The following is a 17,295-nucleotide window of genomic DNA, read 5'->3' as shown; positions in this document are numbered from 1 at the left end:
GGATCGAGCGCGAGCGCGTCGATCCTGGCGCGGCTAGTCGCTGCCGTGTTCCGTGGCATTACACAGCGGCGGCGCGCCTCAGTCCCGCTTCGGGATGTTCAGGCCGCGGGCCACCGCCGGCCGGGCCACGAAGGCTTCCAGCGCGCGCGTGACCTGCGGGAAGTCCTGGATGCCCACCAGCTCGCCGGCTTCGTAGAAGCCGATCAGGTTGCGCACCCACGGGAAGGTGGCGATGTCCGCGATGGTGTATTCGTCGCCCATGATCCATGTCCTGCCCGTCAGGCGGCTTTCCAGCACGCCCAGCAGGCGCCTGGCCTCGGCCACGTAGCGGTCGCGCGGGCGCTTGTCTTCGTAGTCCTTGCCGGCGAACTTGTTGAAGAAACCCAGCTGCCCGAACATCGGGCCGATGCCGCCCATCTGGAACATCACCCACTGGATGGTCTGGTAGCGGCCGGCCGCGTCCTGCGGGATCAGCTTGCCGCTCTTGTCGGCAAGGTAGAGCAGGATCGCGCCGGATTCGAACAGGCCCAGCGGCTCGCCGCCGGGGCCGTCGGGATCGACGATCGCGGGGATCTTGTTGTTGGGATTGAGCGAGAGGAATTCGGGCGACATCTGATCGTTGGTGTTGAAGCGCACGAGGTGCGGCTCGTACGGCAGCCCGGTTTCCTCCAGCATGATGGAGACCTTCACGCCGTTGGGCGTGGGCAACGAGTAAAGCTGGATGCGCCCGGGATGCTGCGCGGGCCATTTGCGGGTGATGGGGAAATCGGACAGGGAGGCCGAGGAAGGGGTGGACAAAGGGGCAGACGAAGGGGCGGAATGCTCGGTCATGAAAAAAAGAAGATCCGGTTGGCTGAAACTTGTGATGTGCAATGGTGGATGGCACGGGAGAGCGCCTGGGCTGCCTGTGCCGGCCTGATCGTGCGCTTGCCGCTTGCCGCGATGCTATTTGTCGTCGCCGGGCGGGCTGACGCCGGCGGCCGTGAGGCAATCGCGCAGGTGCTTGATTTCCTGCTTGGCGCAGACGTTGCCGTGATGCGGGTGATGCAGGTAGAACTCATGCTCGTTGAGAACGACCCGGAAGCGCGCCCCCTGGATCGGCTCCACCTTGGCGCCAAGCTGCTGCAACAGCGATTCGACCTCGCGCCAGTGGATGTTGTTGCTGAGCGGGTGGCTGAAGATCGACTGCAGCAGGGTCCGGGATTTGTGGCTCATGAGAGACTCGATCGGCGTCGGCGGCAATAGCCGTAGCATACAAGAGCGAGTCCCCCGGCGCTTGGCGTCACTTGGCCGCGCGCGGCGCTGCGCGCGCCATGCCGCCGTGCCGCATCCGCGCCTCATGCGTTCCCGGTGCCAGGCAAGCCCGCGGCGTGGTCCCCGTGTAGCGCTTGAACAGCGCGATGAAACTGCTCACGCTGGCATACCCCAGCCCGAGCGCCACCGCGGTCACGCTTTCCCCGGCCACCAGCCGTTCCATCGCGGCCAGCATGCGCAGTTGCTGGCGCCATTGCGCCAGGCTCCAGCCGGTTTCCGCCTGGAAGCGGCGGGTCAACGTGCGGCGGGCCATGCCGATGCGCGCGGCCCAGCCGTCGAGACCGGTGTTGTCGTCGGGCGCGGCCAGCAGCGCGGTGGCCATGCGCACCAGGCGCGGCTCCTGCGGCATGGGCAGGAACAGCGTCTGCGCCGGCTGGCGCGCGAAGTCGTCGGCGAACACGGCAAGATAGTGTTCGCGCGCGGCAGCGGCGGGCGGCTCGGGCTGCGTGAGCGCGTCCAGCAGCGCCGCCAGCAACGGCGACAGCCGCACCACCTTTAGCGCGGCCGGCATGGCGGCGCGGCTCCAGGCTTCGTCGAAGTACAGGCTGGTTCCCGCCATGGCGCCGTGGATGGTGGCGCCGTGCGGCTCGTGCGGCGGCACCCAGCCGATGCAGCCGGTCGGCATCAGCCAGCGGCCGCCGCCGGCCTCCATCACCACCACGCCGGATTTCACCGTGAACAACTGCCCCTCCGGATGGCGATGGAGCTCCCGTTCTTGCGAGGCGGAGTGCAGCACGGGACGGATTTCCTGCAGCGGCATGGCCTGGCCCGTTTCGAACATAAATTGGCATTCTATCGTTAGCTGGCGGTGCGGCAACGGCCTAGACTGGCTGCACCAACCACAGCAGGAGCCTTGCATCGTGAATGCCAACCTTCCCATCCCGCCGCGCGCCCGCCGCCGCCGGCAACCTCTGCCCGATCTGCGCGCGGTGCAGACAGGAGCGCAGGCATGAGACCCGAAGCCATATTGCCGGATGGCGTGGACACCATCGACGCCAACGGCGTGACCGTGCGCAAAGGCAGCGTCGGCGCCTTCCTGGCGAGCTGGCGCGCGATGAACGATCCCGCGCGGGACGCCGCCGCCCGGGCCGAGGCCGAGGCGGACCTGCTGGCGCTGCTGCCGGGCCTGGACGCGCTGGGCTTCTTCGAGGTGTTCGCCCCGCGCGACCCCAAGCTGGCCGCGCTGGTCGCCGGCCGGCGCTGACAGCGCGGGCGCCGGCCACGGCCACGCACGCTAGGCGGCAGCGCCCGCGGCCCGGTAGCGCTCGCGCAGCTCGCGCCGGTTCATCTTGCCTACCGCGGTCTTCGGCAGGTCGGCCGCGAACAGGACCCGGCGCGGCTTCTTGTACGCCGCCAGCCGGTCCGCCACGTGGCCGGCCAGCTCCGCCGCGAGGGCGTCGCCGCCGGCGTGGCCGGCGTGCAGCACCACCACCGCGCTGACCGCCTCCACCCACTTCTCGTCGGGCAGGCCGATCACGGCGCATTCGCGCACGGCGGGATGGCTCAGCAGCGCGTTCTCCACCTCGCCGGGGTACACGTTGTAGCCGCCGCTGACGATCATGTCGGAGGTGCGGTCCTTGAGGTGCAGGAAGCCGTCCGCGTCGAACACGCCGATGTCGCGCGTGCGCACCCAGCCGCCCGGCAGGAAGGTCTGCGCGGTGAGTTCGGGCGCGTCGTGATAGCCGGCCACGGCCGACGGCGCGCGCACCGCGATCTCGCCGGGCTGGCCGCGCGGCACCTCGTTGCCGGCCTCGTCGATCAGGCGCAGCTCCACGTCGGGCGCCACCTGCCCGCAGGCGCCGAGGCGCTCGCCGTGGTGGTCTTCGGGGCGCAGCACGGCCAGGCACAGCGGCACTTCGGTCTGGCCGTAGTACTGCCAGAAGCGGTGCCGGCCCCAGATCGCCATGGCGCGCTCGATCACCGGGCGCGGCATCGGCGAGGCGCCGTAGATCACGTAGCGCAGCGCGTCCACGTTGCACGCCGCCATGGCCGGCAGCGATACCAGCATCTGCAGCATGGTCGGCACCAGGTTGATGGCGGTGACGCGCTCGCGCTCGATGGCGGCGAGGAAGGACGCCGGCTCGAAGCCCGGCAGGATCACGGTCTTGCCGCCGCGCAGCCAGAACGGCAGCACGAACACGCCGCTGGCATGGATCAGCGAGGCGGCGTGCAGCATGGTGTCGTCCGGCGTGGCCGGCAGCAGGTTGAGCAGCACGTTGCGGCAGATCGCCGCGTAGGAAGCCTGGGTGTGCCGCGCGGCCTTGAGCGTGCCGGTGGTGCCCGAGGTGAACAGCGTGAGGATGACGTCGTCTTCGGCCACCCGCACGTCGGGGTCGGTGGCGGGCTGCGCCTGCGCGGCCGCGAGCAGGTCGGCGCCGCCGTCGAGGCTGGCGCCGAGGCCGTGGCATGCCAGGCCGGGCAGCGCCGCGCGCAGGGCCTGCGCGCGCCCGGCGAGGTCGGCGCCGAACACCAGCATGCGGCAGCCGGTGTCCTCCAGCATGCGCTGGTGCTCGGCCAGCGACAGGCGCGCGTTCAGCGGCACGCGGTTGAGCGCCGCCTTGACGCAGGCGAAGTCCAGCGGGACGCTGTGCAGGCCATTGTTGAGCAGCAGCGCGACGCGCTCGCCCGGCGCCGCGCCGGCCGCGCGCAGGGCGTGGGCCAGCTGCGCGCTGAGCGCGTTTACCTGCGTATACGTCATGCTGTGTTCGCCGCACACAACGGCCGTGCGCGGGCCGTGCTGGGCCGCGCCGCGGCGGATCAGTTCAAGCGTGGTGGTCGTCATGGGCTTGTCTCTTCCTCGTTGTTTTCATGGATGTTTTTGCGCAGAAACGGGTACGCCCGGGTTTGCGCGCGGGCGCGGGGAATGCTCAGCCCGAGAACTTGCCGTGCCGTCCGGCGCCGCCCACGAAGCGCGCGGCGCCCTGTATACCTTCCTCGAACACGATCGGCGTGCCGTGGGCGCCTTCGGCGCGCAGCGCGTCGGCCAGCGGCAGGTCCCACTGCCCGTAGGCGGAGGCGCGGTCGGCCAGCATGCAGCGCTGCGGGAAGGCAGCCAGCTCGCGCGCCAGCGCCTCGGCGGCCGCGCGGGCCTGGCCCGTTTCCACCACGCGGTTGGCCAGGCCCATGGCCAGCGCCTCGTCGGCCGGCACCGCGCGGCCGGTGAGGATCATGTCGAGCGCGCGGCCCATGCCGACGATGCGCGGCAGCCGCACCGTGCCGCCGTCGATCAGCGGCACGCCCCAGCGCCGGCAGAACACGCCGAACACGGCATCGCGCTCGGCCACGCGCAGGTCCGCCAGCAGCGCCAGTTCCAGGCCGCCGGCCACCGCGTAGCCGCTCACCGCCGCGATCAGCGGCTTGGACAAGGCCATCCGGCTCGGGCCCATCGGCCCCGCGCCGCCGCCCTGCGGGTCCAGCTCGTGGCGGCGCGCGGGGTCGCCCACCGCGCTCAGGTCGGCACCGCCGCAGAAATGGCCGCCGGCGCCCCACAGCACCGCCACGCGCAGCGCCGGATCGGCCTCGAACCGTGCGAAGGCCGCGCGCAGGGCCAGCGCCATGGGGCCGTCCACGGCGTTGCGCTTGTCGGGGCGGTCCAGGATGACGGTGAAGACCGGGCCGTCGGCCTCGGTCCTGACGTAAGGGTTGGGCGTACTGTCCATGCGTGCATCCTTGGTCGGTGAAGTTAACAAAGTTGTGCCAAAGTGGCGGTTTCCGCGTTTTGTCGAGCTAACTGGATATTTCGTCGAATGATATGTATATGTCATGTGAAGAAATATTTATCGTATACCCCCACGACCTCAAATGCTCTCTCCATCGCCGCGTCCCCCCTCCATGCATGAGATAGAGATCCGCGAGCCTTCGGCCACCGACCTGGTGATCGACCTGCTGTTCGGCCATCCGGAGCGGACCCTGCCGGTCCAGGCGCTGGCACGCGGCGCCGAGGTCATGGGCATCGGCACGCCCAGCGTGCGGGTGGCGCTGACGCGGCTGCAGCGCCAGGGCCGCATCGTCAAGACCGAGCGCGGCTGCTACGCCGTGCTGCCCGAGGGCAACCCGGTCTACAACGAGGTCGAGCACTGGTTCCAGAAGGAAAGCCGGCTGGAGCAATGGGGCGGCGGCTGGCTGGTGGTGCAGGACGCCGCCGTGGCGCGCGCCGAGAAGACGGCCTGGCGGCACCATGCGCGCGCGCTGGCGCTGTGCGGCTTCCGGCCCCTGGCGGCGGCCATCAATGTGCGGCCCGACAATCTCGCCGGCGGCGCCACGGCGATGCGCGCGGCGCTCGGCCGGCTGGGCATGGCCGGCGCGAGCCTGCTGTTCGTGGGCCGCGAGTTCGACCCCGGCACCGCCGCGCGCATGGTGGAGCTGTGGGACGTGCCGGCCCTGCAGTCGGCCTACCGCCGCGCGCTGGCGCAGCTCGAGCGCAGCCGCGCCAAGCTCGCGCGCATGACGCCCGAGGCCGGCGCGCGCGAAAGCATGCTGGTGGGCCGCGCGATCATCCGCGCCATCGTGCGCGACCCGCTGCTGCCGGAGGCCATCATGGACCCGGCGCCGCGCCGCGCGCTGATCGAAGCCACCCGCAGCTACCAGCTCCATGCCCGCACGCTGTGGGAGGACCTGCTCGGCGCCTAGCCTCGCCAAGCGGCGGCGACTCACGTAAACTTGCCGGAACTTATGCGACGCCCCGCGCCACTGAACCAGGTGGCGCGCGACGGATGCCCGGGGCCCGGGCGGGCCCCCGCCCCGCAATCACGCTGGTCACGACAAGGAGTTCAGGGTGAGCATGCCCGATTTCGACATGGTGCTGTTCGGCGGCACCGGAGACCTGGCGCGGCGCAAGCTGCTGCCGGCGCTGTTCGATGCGCATTGCGCGGGATTGCTGCACCCCGCCGCCCGCATCCTCGCCACGGGCAGCCATCCGCTGACCACCTCCGATTACGTGGGCTCGCTGGAACAGAGCGTGCGTCCCAGCCTGGAGCATGCGCCGCCGGAAGCCTGGAGCACCTTTCTCGCGCGCATCGCCTATGTCCAGGTCGACGCGCGCCAGCCCGAGCATTTCGACACGCTCGCCCGCACGGTCCTGCAGCGCGCGCCCGAGGTGGTGGTCTGCTATCTCGCCACCGGCCCCCACTTGTTCGTGCCCATCTGCGAGCAACTGGCGCGAACGGGGCTCAACCAGCGCAATGTGCGCATCGTGCTGGAAAAGCCGCTGGGCCACGACCTGCAATCTTCCGACGCCATCAACTCGGCGGTGGCGCAGTTTTTCGCCGAGGACCAGATCTACCGGATCGACCATTATCTCGGCAAGGAGTCGGTGCAGAACCTGATGGCGATCCGCTTCGGCAACGCATTGTTCGAGCCGCTGTGGCGCCGCGAGTGGGTGCAGGACGTGCAGATCACCATCGCCGAGGAACTCGGCGTAGAGACGCGCGGCGACTTCTACGACAGCACCGGCGCGCTGCGCGACATGGTGCAGAACCACTTGCTGCAACTGCTGTGCATGGTGGCGATGGAGCCGCCCACCAGCCTGTCCGAGGACAGCATCCGCGACGAGAAGATCAAGATCCTCAAGGCGCTCAAGCCCATCCTGCCGCAGGACGTGGCCGAGAAGACCGTGCGCGGCCAGTACCGCGCGGGCGCCGCCGGCGGCAAGCCGGTGCCGGGCTACCTCGAAGAGAAGGGCATCGCCGCGGACAGCCGCACCGAGACCTTCGTCGCCATCAAGGCCGAGATCGCCAACTGGCGCTGGGCCGGCGTGCCGTTCTACCTGCGCACCGGCAAGCGCATGCAGTCGCGCGTGGCCGAGATCGTGATCCACTTCCGCGACGTGCCGCACGCGATCTTCCCGCGCCCGCTCACGCTCTCGCCGCAGAACCGGCTGGTGATCCGCCTGCAGCCGGAGGAGAGCATCCGCCTGTACTTCCTGGTCAAGCAGCCCGGCGACACGGTGGCGCTCACGCCCACCTCGCTCGACCTGGACTTCGCCAACTCCTTCAAGGTGCGCCGCGCCGGCGCCTACGAGCGCCTGCTGCTCGACGTCATCCGCGGCCGGCTGGGCCTGTTCGTGCGGCGTGACGAACAGGCGCAGGCATGGCGCTGGGTCGAGCCGATCCTCGACACCTGGGAGGAAAGCACGGTGCCGCCCAAGCCCTATACCGCCGGCACCTGGGGCCCGGCCGCCTCGTCCGCGCTGATGTCGCGCGACGGCGCGCTCTGGCACGAAGAGGTGTAGGCGCAGGCACGGGCAGGCAAGGCAGGCCGGCGAGGTGCAGGCAGAACAACCCACAGGAGACCCGCATGCGACGCTTCGAACATACTTCCGAGACGGACCTGGCCGAAGCGCTGGCGATCTCGGTGGCCCATGCGCTGGAACTGGCCATCGGCGTCAACGGCTGGGCCGTGCTGGCGGTGTCCGGCGGACGCTCGCCGGTGGCCTTCTTCGAACGGCTGTGCCACCGCACCATCCGCTGGGAGGCGGTCACCGTGACGCTGGTCGACGAGCGCGCGGTGCCGCCGGACCACGAGGACAGCAACGGCGCGCTGGTGCGCCGCTACCTGCTGCGCGAGGCCGCCGCCCGCGCCGCCTTCGTGCCGCTGGTGGCCAGCGACGCCGAGGCGGCCGATCCCGCCAGCGCGGTGGCGCGCCTCGACGCGGCGTGGCGCCAGCCGGACGTGGTGGTGCTGGGCATGGGCGACGACGGCCACACCGCCTCGTTGTTTCCCGACGCGCCGGAACTGGAGCATGCGCTGTCCGATCCGCGGCCGGGCTACCTGGTCACCCATCCGCGCGCGGCGCCGCACGCGCGCATCACGCTCAACCTCGCGGCACTGCTGGCGGCCGAGCGCGTGTTCCTGTCGTTCGCCGGGCCGGCCAAGACCGCCGTGTTCGCGCGCGCCTGCCAGGGACCGACCCCGGCCCTGCCGATCAGCCTGGTGATGAGCCGGCACCGGCACGGCACCGACGTTTTTTCCGCCTGAGACCATGCAAAGCTTTCCACGCCTGCTCGGCGACGTAGGCGGCACCAACGTGCGCTTCGCGCTGGAGACCGCGCCCCAGCGCATCGGCCCGGTGACCGCGCTCAAGGTGGCCGACTTCCCCTCCCTGGAAGCCGCCATGCGCCACTACCTCGATGGCCTGCCGCCCGGCGGCGCGCGCCCGCGCCATGCCGCCGTCGGCCTGGCCAACCCGGTCACCGGCGACCGCGTCAAGCTCACCAACCACGCCTGGGCGTTCTCGATCTCCGGGATGCAGCACGCGCTCGGGCTGGACCTGCTGGTCGCCATCAACGACTTCACCGCGCTGGCGCTGGGCCTGCCGCATCTCGGCCCGCGCGACCTGACGCAGGTGCGCGCCGGCACGCCGGTGCCGCACACGCCGCTGGCGCTGGTCGGCCCGGGCACCGGGCTCGGCGTGTCGGGCCTGGTGCCGGCGCGCGTCGGCCCGGCCGTGGCGCTGGCGGGCGAGGGCGGGCATATCGAGCTGATGCCCGATACCGACGACGAATGGATTGCCTGGCGCGCGGCGCACAAGGCCTTCGGCCGGGTCTCGGCGGAGCGACTTTTGTCGGGCATGGGACTGTCGCTCACGCATGCCGCGCTGCACGCAGAAACGGGTACGCCCCTGGCGCGCCCGCTCGATCCGGCCCAGGTCACGGACGGCGCGATCGTCCACGGCGATCCGCTGTGCCGGCGCGCGCTGGCCGTGTTCTGCGGCCTGCTCGGCTCGGTGGCGGCCGACATCGCGCTGGTGCTCGGCGCGCGCGGCGGCGTCTACCTCGGCGGCGGCATCGTGCCGCGCTTCGTGCCGGCGCTGCGCGAGTCGGCCTTCAATGCGCGCTTCGTCGCCAAGGGCCGCATGGGCGCCTACCTGGAAAGCCTGCCTGTTTACGTGATCACCGCCGAATACCCCGCGCTGCCCGGCCTGGCGCAGGCGCTGGCCGACGCGCTTGCGCACGGCCGGCACGGCGCGCGCGCCAACCCGGCCTGATGCGGACCTGACCATGCGTGTATTGCTGGTGGAAGACGACGCCATGATCGGCGACAGCGTGAAAGTGGCGCTGCGCCAGGAAGGCTTCGCGGTGGACTGGGTGCAGGACGGCGAGGCGGGCCTGGCCGCGGCCACCCAGCAGGGCGGCCCGGATGGCGAGGACTGCTACGCGCTGATCCTGCTCGACCTCGGCCTGCCGCGCCGCTCGGGGCTGGACGTGCTGGCCGCGCTGCGCGCGCGCGGGGTGGCCACGCCGGTGCTGATCCTGACCGCGCGCGACGCCGTGGCCGACCGCGTGGCGGGCCTCAACGCCGGCGCCGACGACTACCTCGTCAAGCCTTTCGACCTGCAGGAGCTGGCCGCGCGCATGCACGCGCTGGCGCGCCGCGCGCAAGGGCGGGCCGAGCCGCTGCTGCGTTACGGCGAGATCGTGCTCAACCCGGTGACGCGCGAAGTCACGCTCGCCGGCGAGCCGGTCAAGCTGTCCGCGCGCGAGTTCGGCCTGCTGTCGGCGCTGCTGGCGCGCCCCGGCAAGGTGTGGTCGGTGGCGCAGCTCGAGGAGCGCCTGTACGGCTGGGGCGACGAAGTCGGCAGCAACACGGTGGAGGTCTACATCCATGCGCTGCGCAAGAAGTTCGGCGCGGCGCTGATCCGCAATATCCGCGGCGTGGGCTATGTGGTGCCCAAGCCGGAGGCGGGCACGCCCGGGAGCGCGGCCTGATGCGCTCCATCCAGAAGACACTGCTGTGGTGGCTGGCGCTGGGCTTGCTGGTGGGCATCGCGGTGGCCACCGCGCTGATCTATGGCCAGGCGCGCCAGGAAGCCAACGCGCTGTTCGACTACCAGATGAAGCAGGTGGCGGCGGCGCTGCCCAGCCAGTTCGCCGATCCGGTGATGCCCTCGTTCGCGCAGCCCGAGCCGGGCGCGAGCCTGTTCCATGCCGACGAAGACGTGGTGATCCACATCTGGGACGGCTCAGGCCGCAGCCTGTATCTCTCGCAGGCGCACCCGCGCCTGCCGCAGCGCGCGGAACTGGGGTTTTCCAACGTGCGGACCGACGAGGGCGAATGGCGCATCTACAGCGTGCAGCTCGGGCCCGCCGTGGTGCAGATCGCCCAGCCCATGTCGGCGCGCAGCGACGTGGCCGCGCGCATGGCGCTGCGCACGGTGACGCCGCTGCTGTTGCTGCTGCCGCTGCTGGGCTGGCTGGTGTGGGTGGCGGTGGGGCGCGGCCTGCGGCCGCTGCGCGAGATCGCCGCCGGGGTGCGCCAGCGCGACGCCAACGCGCTCTCGCCGCTGGCCGTGACCAGCATGCCAGACGAGATCGCGCCGCTGACCGAGGCGCTCAACCAGCTGCTGGCGCGCCTGTCGCACGCCATCGACACCCAGCGCGCCTTCGTGGCCGATGCCGCGCATGCGCTGCGCACGCCGCTGGCCGCGCTGCAGCTGCAGGCTCAACTGGTGGAGCGCGCCGACAGCGCCGAGGCGCGCCGCGAGGCCGTGGGCAAGCTGCGCCAGGGCCTCGAGCGGCTCACCCACCTGGTGGCGCAGTTGCTGACGCTGGCGCGGCAAGAGCCAGGCGCGGCGGCGCCCGCGCACGAGCCGGTGGACCTGCGCGCGCTGGCCGGCAGCGTGGTCGCCGAGATGACCCAGGCCGCGCTCGACCGCCAGATCGACCTGGGCGTGGATGCGCACGGCGCGGCCGGCCCGGCGCTGGTGCGCGGCGACGCGGACGCGCTGCGCATCCTGCTGACCAACCTGGTGGACAACGCGCTGCGCTATGTGCCGCCCGGCGGCAAGGTGGACGTGGCGGCCACCGTCGACAGCGCGGGAGCGGTCGAACTGGTGGTGCGCGACGACGGCCCCGGCATCCCGGCGGCCGAGCGCGAGCGCGTGTTCGACCGCTTCTACCGCGTGCCGGAGGCGCCCACCGGCGGCAGCGGCCTGGGCCTGGCCATCGTCGCGGAGATCGCGCAGTCGCACGGCGCGCGCGTCACGCTGGAAGACGCGGCGCCGGGCCTGCGCGTGCGCGTGGCGTTTCCCGCCGCCTGAGTCCAGCCGGGCGGGGGAGCGCCGCTTCAGCCGACCGGCGTAAGCACCGGCTCGCCGGCGAAGTGGCGGCGGCTGTTCTCGACGAACTGCCGCACCGACGCATCGATGGCTTCCGGCGACCAGCCGGCCACGTGCGGGGTCAGGACCACGTTGGGGCAGTCGAACAGCTCGGCCGGCGGTTCCGGCTCGGTCTCGTAGACGTCGAGGCCGGCGCCGCCCAGCTGGCCCGCGCGCAGGGCCGCGGCCAGCGCGGCGGTATCGAGCACGCTGCCGCGCGCGATATTGACCACGAAGCCATGCGGCCCGAGCCGCGCCAGCACCTCGGCGCCCACCAGGTGGCGCGTGCCGGCGCCGCCGGGCGTGGCGATCACCAGGTAGTCCGCCCACTCGGCCAGCGCGCTCACGTCGCTGAAATAGCGGTAAGGCACATCCTCGCGCGGCGAACGGTTGTGATAACCCACCTCCAGGTCGAAGCCCAGGCCGCGCTGCGCGATGCGCCGGCCGATGGTGCCCAGGCCCAGGATGCCCAGGCGCTTGCCCGACACGTTGGGCCGCAGCGGCAGCTCGGTGCGCCACTGGCCGGCGCGCGTGGCGCGGTCCAGCGTGGGCAGCGCGCGCACCGCGGCCAGCAGCAGCGCCACGGCATGGTCCGCCACGCAGCTGTCGTTGGTGCCGGCGCCGTTGGCGACCACGATGCCGCGCGCGCGCGCATGCGCCACGGCGATGTTCTCGTAGCCCGCGCCCAGCGCGCAGACCAGTTCCAGCGCCGGCATCGCGTCGATCTCGGCCGCGGTCAGGCCGACCGAGCCGATGGTCAGCACCGCGCGGATGCGCGCGCCGGCCGCGCGGATCTGCGCGGCGCGGGCAGCGTCGTCGGGTGCGTACAGCACTTCGTATTGTTCGGTGATCCAGCCGAGATGTTCATCTTGGACATGGCTGAGGACGAGCAGGAGGGGCTTCATGGCGGAGAGTGTCTTGGGCGGTCGGGGCGATGCGCCAGCGGCCCCGGGGCGGGGCCAAGCTGCACCGCAGCATTGTAGCGGCGGCGCGGCAGGCTTGCAGATGCGGCTTCCGCCGGGCTGCCGATTATCAAATTCCTGCCAACAGTGCTTCCAATCCAGCGTGGATGATCGGCCGCCGCGCAATGGCCATAATCGACGCCAGGCGATGCGCCACGCCGCGCATCGGTCCGGTTTCCATCGTTTCGCCTTCTTCACCCTCTTTCGCCTTCCCATTCTCAAGGAGCCTCGCCATGTTTCCCGATTTCAAAGACGCCAGGGTGCTGGTGGTCGGTGGCAGTTCCGGCATCGGCCTGGCCGCGGCCGGCGCCTTCGCCGCCCACGGCGCGCGCGTGACCGTCGCCTCGCGCTCGCAGGAAAAGGTCGAGGCCGCCGCGCGCGGCATCGGCGGGGCCGTGGCCGCCGTGCTAGACATCACCGACGACGCCAGCGTGGAGCGCTTCATGCAGGGCGCCGAGCCCTGGGACCATGTGGTGATCTCCGCCGCGCAGACGCCCACCGGCGCGGTGCGCCAGTTGCCGCTGGCCGATGCCTACGCCGCCATGAACAGCAAGTTCTGGGGTGCCTACCGCGTGGCGCGCCTGGTGCCCGTCAAGCCGGGCGGCTCGCTGACGCTGGTGTCCGGCTTCCTGGCCGTGCGGCCGAGCAAGACCTCCGTGCTGCAAGGCGCCATCAACGCCGCGCTGGAAGCGCTGGGCCGCGGGCTGGCGGTGGAACTGTCGCCGGTGCGGGTCAATACCGTCTCGCCGGGCCTGATCGCCACGCCGCTGTGGAACAAGCTCGATGCCGCCACGCGCGAAGCCATGTACAAGAACGTCGGCGAGCGCCTGCCCGCCCAGCGCGTCGGCCAGCCCGAGGATGTGGCCAACGCCATCCTCTACCTGGCCGGCACCGGCTTCGCCACCGGCTCGACGGTGCTGGTGGACGGCGGCGGCGCCATCGGCTGACGGCGCGCAGAAACGGGTACGCTTTTGCGCGGCGGCAGGGGTTCGTCCCCCGCGCGTGCCTTCGGCAAATGCCGTGCGGGCCGCGCCGCGGTGCCGCTTTCGCCGCCTCCGGCAGCGCGCCGGAGCGCAGAAACGCGGCACGCAGAAACGGGTACGCTTCGGGCTACGCTTTGCCCCGCGCGCATGTCAGACAGTCTCCGATGGCGGGCGGCAATTGCCCGCACCATACTTCCTTGCAGGCAGTACCGTGGCGTACCGCCGCTATGTCCTCGAGCCCCGCGTGCCACCCGTCGCGCGGGGCTTTTTTCCAGGACGCTTCACATGGGGAGATACCGATGCAGACCGCATTGCCCAAGCACGAAACCCATGCCGAAGCCCCTGCCCGGCGGACTTCCACTGCCTGGCGGCGCCCCGTCCATCGCGCCTGCGCCACGCTGGCCGTGTGCAGCGCGCTTGCCGCGCTGGGCTGGATCGCCTGGGTCTGCTGGTCGCTGATCCTCGCGGCCGCGCCCGGCAGCGTCGGCTTCGTCGACGCGCTGGAGATCCTCGTGTCCCTGGTGTTCCTTTGCGGAGCAGCCGTGGCGGGCTGCGCGGTCTGCGAGTGGGGCCAGGACCGGGCCTGACCGGCCGCGGCAGGGATCGCACATTTTCCTGCCAACACGATCCGATTTCAGGCTATTTGATGGCGATGAATAGGGTTATTCCTTCCGCATTTCGCTATTACATTCTCCCCGCCAGCAAATAAACTCTTCCCAACCTATGGTTTTGCTGACGGGTTGCCCCCTGTCGCGGACATAGACATCAGGCGCCTTTGCCGGCAAGCGCGGCCACTACGTTGCCGCCGCGCATTTGCCCGCGAGGTGCCGGTCCCCATTCAAATCATCTTGCTCCCCCGACCATGGCCGATCTCTTTGAAAACCCGATGCAGCTGATGGGCTTCGAATTCGTGGAATTCGCCTCGCCCACGCCCAACCTGCTGGAACCGCTGTTCGAACAGATGGGCTTCAGCCTCGTGGCGCGCCACCGCTCCAAGGACGTGCTGCTGTACCGCCAGGGCGAGATCAACTTCATCGTCAACCGCGAACCGCACAGCCCGGCCGCCTACTTCGCGGCCGAGCACGGCCCCAGCGCGTGCGGCATGGCTTTCCGCGTGAAGGACTCGCACAAGGCCTACAAGCGCGCGCTGGAACTGGGCGCCCAGCCGGTGGAGATCGCCACCGGCCCGATGGAGCTGCGCCTGCCCGCGATCAAGGGCATCGGCGGCGCGCCGCTGTACCTGATCGACCGCTTCGAAGACGGCAAGTCCATCTACGACATCGACTTCGAGTTCGTCGACGGCGTGGACCGCCGCCCGGTGGGCCATGGCCTGCGCCTGATCGACCACCTGACGCACAACGTCTACCGCGGCCGCATGGCCTACTGGGCCAATTTCTACGAGAAGCTGTTCAATTTCCGCGAGATCCGCTACTTCGACATCCAGGGCGAATACACCGGCCTGACCTCGAAGGCCATGACGGCGCCGGACGGCAAGATCCGCATCCCGCTCAACGAGGAATCGTCCAAGGGCAGCGGCCAGATCGAGGAATTCCTGATGGCCTTCAACGGCGAAGGCATCCAGCACATCGCCTTCCTGACCGACGACCTGATCGAAGTCATCGACAACCTGCAGATGGCCGGCGTGCCGCTGATGACGGCGCCCAACGATTACTACTACGAGGCGCTGGACAAGCGCGTGCCGGGCCACGGCCAGCCGGTCGACCAGCTCAAGGCGCGCGGCATCCTGCTCGACGGCACCACCGAAGGCGGCAAGCCGCGCCTGCTGCTGCAGATCTTCTCGAAGACCGCGCTCGGTCCCGTGTTCTTCGAGTTCATCCAGCGCAAGGGCGACGAAGGATTCGGCGAAGGCAATTTCAAGGCACTGTTCGAATCGCTGGAGCGCGACCAGATCGAACGCGGCACGCTGAAGGTCTGAGCCCGCCGGCGTCTTGCCGGCCACCGGGGCGCCGCGCGCCCCGGCGGGCTTGCGCCTGCCCTACAATGCCGGCTGCTTCTTCGTCGCACCATCCACTGAGCGCACCATGTTCGAACACATCGAAGCCTTCCCAGGCGATCCCATTCTCTCGCTCAACGAGAGCTTCCAGGCAGACCCGCGCACCGACAAGGTGAACCTGAGCATCGGCATCTATTTCGACGATGCGGGCCGCCTGCCGGTGATGCGGGCCGTGGCGCAGGCCGAGGCCGACCTGCTGGCCGACCTCGGCCCGCGGCCTTACCTGCCGATGGCGGGCAACGCCGCCTACCGCGACGCGGTGCAGGCGCTGGTTTTCGGCGAGCAGTGCGAAGCCCGCAAGGCGGGGCGCATCGCGACGCTGCAGACGCTCGGCGGCTCGGGCGCGCTGCGCGTCGGCGCCGATTTCCTGCGGCGCGCGTTCCCGCAGGCACAGGTGTGGATCAGCGACCCGAGCTGGGAAAACCACCGCGTGATCTTCGAGCGCGCGGGCTTCGCCGTCCACACCTATCCCTATTACGACGAGGCCACCGGCGGGCTGCGCTTCGAAGCCATGCTGGCTGCGCTGCGCGAATTGCCGCGCGGCAGCATCGTGCTGCTGCATGCCTGCTGCCACAATCCCACCGGCGTGGACCTGGACCAGGACCAGTGGCGCAAGGTGATCGCGCTGCTCAAGGCGAACGGCCTGCTGCCGTTCGTCGACATGGCCTACCAGGGCTTCGGCGCCGGCCTCGAGGCCGATGCGTTCGCCGTGCGCGAACTGGCCGCGCAGGAGGTGCCGTGCCTGGTGGCGAACTCGTTCTCCAAGAACTTCTCGCTGTACGGCGAGCGCTGCGGCGGCCTGAGCGTGGTCTGCCGCGACGCCGACGAAGCCGGCCGCGTGCTGGGCCAGCTCACCGGCACGGTGCGCGCCAACTACAGCAACCCGCCCACCCATGGCGCACGCGTGGTGGCCCGCGTGCTGACCTCGCCCGCGCTGCGCGAGCAATGGGAGGAAGAACTCAGGGCCATGTGCGGCCGCATCGCCGCCATGCGCGGGCTGATCCACGACCGCCTGCGCGCCCATGTCAGCGGCGAGGCGCTGTCGCGCTATGTCACGCAGCGCGGCATGTTCACCTACACCGGCCTGACCGCCGGGCAGGTCGACCAGCTGCGCGACCAGCACGGCGTCTATCTGCTGCGCTCGGGCCGCATGTGCGTGGCCGGGCTGAACGAGCGCAACGTCGGCGCGGTGGCGCAGGCCATCGGCAGCGTGCTGGCGCGCCCGGCGGCCTGACCTGCGGGCGGCTTCAGCGCGCGACCGTCAGCGCGAACGGCTTCATGCCGTAGCGGCGCAGCAGGTGCGGCACCATCAGCACCAGCGCCTCGGTGGCCCGCGCCGACGTGATGTCGCCGAGGTCGCAGATCCATTGCGCCGGCCAGCCGAGGTCGCCGAGCAGGCCGGCCACGGCGGCCCTGGCGTCCTCGTCGTTGCCCGACACGAACACGCTGGCGGGGCTGCCCAGGCTCTCGGGCGCCGCCATCACGGTAAACAGCATGGTGTTGAGCGTCTTGACCACGCGCGTGCCCGGCAGCGCCTGCTGCAACTGCTCGGCGAGGCTGCTGCCGGGATAGCACAGGCCCGCGGGCATGCCGTCGGCGCCGCGCGTGGTGGCGTTGGAAATGTCCACGAGGATCTTGCCGTCGAGTTCGGCGCGCAGCGCGCTCAGCCGCGCCAGCGCGCTGTCGCCGGGCGTGGCGTTGATGACGATCGGCGCGGCGCGCGCCGCTTCGCGCGGGTCGGCATGGGTCACGGCCGGGCCGGTCCACTTCGCGGCGGCCGCCGCGGGATCGCGCGAACCGATGCGCAGGTCATGCCCGCAGGAAGCGAGTTTGCCGGCCAGGACGCTGGCCACGCGGCCGGAGCCGAGGATGCTGATGGTACTCATGGTGTGCTCGGTGCGGTGAATGGGTGATAAGACAGGTGGCGCG

Annotated in this window: 19 protein-coding genes; 11 read left to right on the top strand and 8 right to left on the bottom strand. The window is 70.8% G+C overall.

Annotation, left to right across the window (positions count from 1 at the left end; genetic code table 11):
• Positions 1–78: 78 nt before the first annotated feature.
• The 3 genes from ACKI2N_RS19945 to ACKI2N_RS19935 all read right to left on the bottom strand — a co-directional run bounded on the left by ACKI2N_RS19945 (position 79) and on the right by ACKI2N_RS19935 (position 2,095).
• Positions 79–831, bottom strand: coding sequence for a glutathione S-transferase N-terminal domain-containing protein (locus ACKI2N_RS19945; RefSeq protein WP_420998195.1), 753 nt, complete (start codon positions 829–831; stop codon positions 79–81).
• A gap of 114 nt (positions 832–945) precedes the next feature.
• Positions 946–1,215, bottom strand: coding sequence for a type II toxin-antitoxin system HicA family toxin (locus ACKI2N_RS19940; protein WP_420998194.1), 270 nt, complete (start codon positions 1,213–1,215; stop codon positions 946–948).
• Between the two features lie 67 nt (positions 1,216–1,282).
• Complete coding sequence (locus ACKI2N_RS19935; RefSeq protein ID WP_420998193.1) at positions 1,283–2,095, bottom strand: helix-turn-helix domain-containing protein; 813 nt, start codon at positions 2,093–2,095, stop codon at positions 1,283–1,285.
• A 168-nt stretch (positions 2,096–2,263) separates the two neighbouring features.
• Between ACKI2N_RS19935 and ACKI2N_RS19930 the strand changes: the two genes are divergently transcribed.
• Entirely contained in the window at positions 2,264–2,518 is a 255-nt protein-coding gene (locus ACKI2N_RS19930) for a hypothetical protein (RefSeq protein ID WP_420998192.1), read from the top strand.
• Positions 2,519–2,548: 30 nt separating this feature from the next.
• Here ACKI2N_RS19930 and ACKI2N_RS19925 read toward each other — a convergent pair whose 3' ends face one another.
• Complete coding sequence (locus ACKI2N_RS19925; RefSeq protein WP_420998191.1) at positions 2,549–4,096, bottom strand: class I adenylate-forming enzyme family protein; 1,548 nt, start codon at positions 4,094–4,096, stop codon at positions 2,549–2,551.
• An 85-nt stretch (positions 4,097–4,181) separates the two neighbouring features.
• Positions 4,182–4,973, bottom strand: a complete 792-nt coding sequence (locus ACKI2N_RS19920) for a crotonase/enoyl-CoA hydratase family protein (protein ID WP_420998189.1) — start codon at positions 4,971–4,973, stop codon at positions 4,182–4,184.
• 172 nt (positions 4,974–5,145) lie between these two features.
• Between ACKI2N_RS19920 and ACKI2N_RS19915 the strand changes: the two genes are divergently transcribed.
• From ACKI2N_RS19915 to ACKI2N_RS19890, 6 genes are all read left to right on the top strand, one after another.
• Positions 5,146–5,943 carry a PaaX family transcriptional regulator gene (locus ACKI2N_RS19915; RefSeq protein ID WP_420998188.1) on the top strand — a complete coding sequence of 266 codons (798 nt, stop codon included), beginning with the start codon at positions 5,146–5,148 and terminating at the stop codon, positions 5,941–5,943.
• Between the two features lie 151 nt (positions 5,944–6,094).
• Positions 6,095–7,543: a glucose-6-phosphate dehydrogenase gene (gene zwf, locus ACKI2N_RS19910; protein WP_420998211.1), complete on the top strand. Its 1,449-nt coding sequence runs from the start codon at positions 6,095–6,097 to the stop codon at positions 7,541–7,543.
• A gap of 65 nt (positions 7,544–7,608) precedes the next feature.
• Complete coding sequence (gene pgl, locus ACKI2N_RS19905) at positions 7,609–8,289, top strand: 6-phosphogluconolactonase (RefSeq protein WP_420998187.1); 681 nt, start codon at positions 7,609–7,611, stop codon at positions 8,287–8,289.
• A gap of 4 nt (positions 8,290–8,293) precedes the next feature.
• Complete coding sequence (gene glk, locus ACKI2N_RS19900) at positions 8,294–9,298, top strand: glucokinase (RefSeq protein ID WP_420998186.1); 1,005 nt, start codon at positions 8,294–8,296, stop codon at positions 9,296–9,298.
• A 13-nt stretch (positions 9,299–9,311) separates the two neighbouring features.
• A complete protein-coding gene (locus ACKI2N_RS19895) occupies positions 9,312–10,019 on the top strand; it encodes a response regulator transcription factor (RefSeq protein ID WP_420998185.1) in 708 nt (235 codons plus the stop codon).
• Positions 10,019–11,350 (top strand): ATP-binding protein, encoded by a 1,332-nt coding sequence (locus tag ACKI2N_RS19890; protein ID WP_420998184.1) that lies wholly within the window; start codon positions 10,019–10,021, stop codon positions 11,348–11,350. The genes ACKI2N_RS19895 and ACKI2N_RS19890 overlap by 1 nt, the downstream gene beginning before the upstream one ends.
• Before the next feature lie 26 nt (positions 11,351–11,376).
• Here ACKI2N_RS19890 and ACKI2N_RS19885 read toward each other — a convergent pair whose 3' ends face one another.
• Positions 11,377–12,312, bottom strand: coding sequence for a 2-hydroxyacid dehydrogenase (locus ACKI2N_RS19885; protein ID WP_420998183.1), 936 nt, complete (start codon positions 12,310–12,312; stop codon positions 11,377–11,379).
• Between the two features lie 127 nt (positions 12,313–12,439).
• Complete coding sequence (locus tag ACKI2N_RS19880; protein WP_420998182.1) at positions 12,440–12,604, bottom strand: hypothetical protein; 165 nt, start codon at positions 12,602–12,604, stop codon at positions 12,440–12,442.
• Between ACKI2N_RS19880 and ACKI2N_RS19875 the strand changes: the two genes are divergently transcribed.
• From ACKI2N_RS19875 to ACKI2N_RS19860, 4 genes are all read left to right on the top strand, one after another.
• Positions 12,603–13,316: an SDR family oxidoreductase gene (locus ACKI2N_RS19875; protein WP_420998181.1), complete on the top strand. Its 714-nt coding sequence runs from the start codon at positions 12,603–12,605 to the stop codon at positions 13,314–13,316. The genes ACKI2N_RS19880 and ACKI2N_RS19875 overlap by 2 nt on opposite strands.
• A gap of 335 nt (positions 13,317–13,651) precedes the next feature.
• Positions 13,652–13,939, top strand: coding sequence for a hypothetical protein (locus ACKI2N_RS19870; protein ID WP_420998180.1), 288 nt, complete (start codon positions 13,652–13,654; stop codon positions 13,937–13,939).
• A 275-nt stretch (positions 13,940–14,214) separates the two neighbouring features.
• Positions 14,215–15,288, top strand: a complete 1,074-nt coding sequence (hppD, locus tag ACKI2N_RS19865) for a 4-hydroxyphenylpyruvate dioxygenase (protein ID WP_420998179.1) — start codon at positions 14,215–14,217, stop codon at positions 15,286–15,288.
• Between the two features lie 106 nt (positions 15,289–15,394).
• Entirely contained in the window at positions 15,395–16,600 is a 1,206-nt protein-coding gene (locus ACKI2N_RS19860) for an amino acid aminotransferase (protein WP_420998178.1), read from the top strand.
• A 13-nt stretch (positions 16,601–16,613) separates the two neighbouring features.
• Here ACKI2N_RS19860 and ACKI2N_RS19855 read toward each other — a convergent pair whose 3' ends face one another.
• Positions 16,614–17,252, bottom strand: coding sequence for an NADPH-dependent F420 reductase (locus tag ACKI2N_RS19855; RefSeq protein WP_420998177.1), 639 nt, complete (start codon positions 17,250–17,252; stop codon positions 16,614–16,616).
• Between the last annotated feature and the right edge of the window lie 43 nt (positions 17,253–17,295).

Origin of the sequence: Cupriavidus sp. 30B13, assembly GCF_049059565.2 — a bacterium.
Lineage (GTDB): Bacteria > Pseudomonadota > Gammaproteobacteria > Burkholderiales > Burkholderiaceae > Cupriavidus.
This window is presented reverse-complemented; position numbering and strand designations above follow the sequence as displayed.

What these genes read in the sequence shown, in the direction of transcription:
- ACKI2N_RS19940 (WP_420998194.1), bottom strand. Translation starts at nt 1,215, where the DNA reads ATGAGCCACAAATCCCGGACCCTGCTGCAGTCGATCTTCAGCCACCCG.
- ACKI2N_RS19880 (WP_420998182.1), bottom strand. Translation starts at nt 12,604, where the DNA reads ATGGCGAGGCTCCTTGAGAATGGGAAGGCGAAAGAGGGTGAAGAAGGC.
- zwf (WP_420998211.1), top strand. Translation starts at nt 6,095, where the DNA reads ATGCCCGATTTCGACATGGTGCTGTTCGGCGGCACCGGAGACCTGGCG.
- ACKI2N_RS19935 (WP_420998193.1), bottom strand. Translation starts at nt 2,095, where the DNA reads ATGTTCGAAACGGGCCAGGCCATGCCGCTGCAGGAAATCCGTCCCGTG.
- ACKI2N_RS19945 (WP_420998195.1), bottom strand. Translation starts at nt 831, where the DNA reads ATGACCGAGCATTCCGCCCCTTCGTCTGCCCCTTTGTCCACCCCTTCC.
- ACKI2N_RS19875 (WP_420998181.1), top strand. Translation starts at nt 12,603, where the DNA reads ATGTTTCCCGATTTCAAAGACGCCAGGGTGCTGGTGGTCGGTGGCAGT.
- ACKI2N_RS19930 (WP_420998192.1), top strand. Translation starts at nt 2,264, where the DNA reads ATGAGACCCGAAGCCATATTGCCGGATGGCGTGGACACCATCGACGCC.
- ACKI2N_RS19915 (WP_420998188.1), top strand. Translation starts at nt 5,146, where the DNA reads ATGCATGAGATAGAGATCCGCGAGCCTTCGGCCACCGACCTGGTGATC.
- ACKI2N_RS19890 (WP_420998184.1), top strand. Translation starts at nt 10,019, where the DNA reads ATGCGCTCCATCCAGAAGACACTGCTGTGGTGGCTGGCGCTGGGCTTG.
- glk (WP_420998186.1), top strand. Translation starts at nt 8,294, where the DNA reads ATGCAAAGCTTTCCACGCCTGCTCGGCGACGTAGGCGGCACCAACGTG.
- ACKI2N_RS19925 (WP_420998191.1), bottom strand. Translation starts at nt 4,096, where the DNA reads ATGACGACCACCACGCTTGAACTGATCCGCCGCGGCGCGGCCCAGCAC.
- pgl (WP_420998187.1), top strand. Translation starts at nt 7,609, where the DNA reads ATGCGACGCTTCGAACATACTTCCGAGACGGACCTGGCCGAAGCGCTG.
- hppD (WP_420998179.1), top strand. Translation starts at nt 14,215, where the DNA reads ATGGCCGATCTCTTTGAAAACCCGATGCAGCTGATGGGCTTCGAATTC.
- ACKI2N_RS19870 (WP_420998180.1), top strand. Translation starts at nt 13,652, where the DNA reads ATGCAGACCGCATTGCCCAAGCACGAAACCCATGCCGAAGCCCCTGCC.
- ACKI2N_RS19855 (WP_420998177.1), bottom strand. Translation starts at nt 17,252, where the DNA reads ATGAGTACCATCAGCATCCTCGGCTCCGGCCGCGTGGCCAGCGTCCTG.
- ACKI2N_RS19895 (WP_420998185.1), top strand. Translation starts at nt 9,312, where the DNA reads ATGCGTGTATTGCTGGTGGAAGACGACGCCATGATCGGCGACAGCGTG.
- ACKI2N_RS19885 (WP_420998183.1), bottom strand. Translation starts at nt 12,312, where the DNA reads ATGAAGCCCCTCCTGCTCGTCCTCAGCCATGTCCAAGATGAACATCTC.
- ACKI2N_RS19920 (WP_420998189.1), bottom strand. Translation starts at nt 4,973, where the DNA reads ATGGACAGTACGCCCAACCCTTACGTCAGGACCGAGGCCGACGGCCCG.
- ACKI2N_RS19860 (WP_420998178.1), top strand. Translation starts at nt 15,395, where the DNA reads ATGTTCGAACACATCGAAGCCTTCCCAGGCGATCCCATTCTCTCGCTC.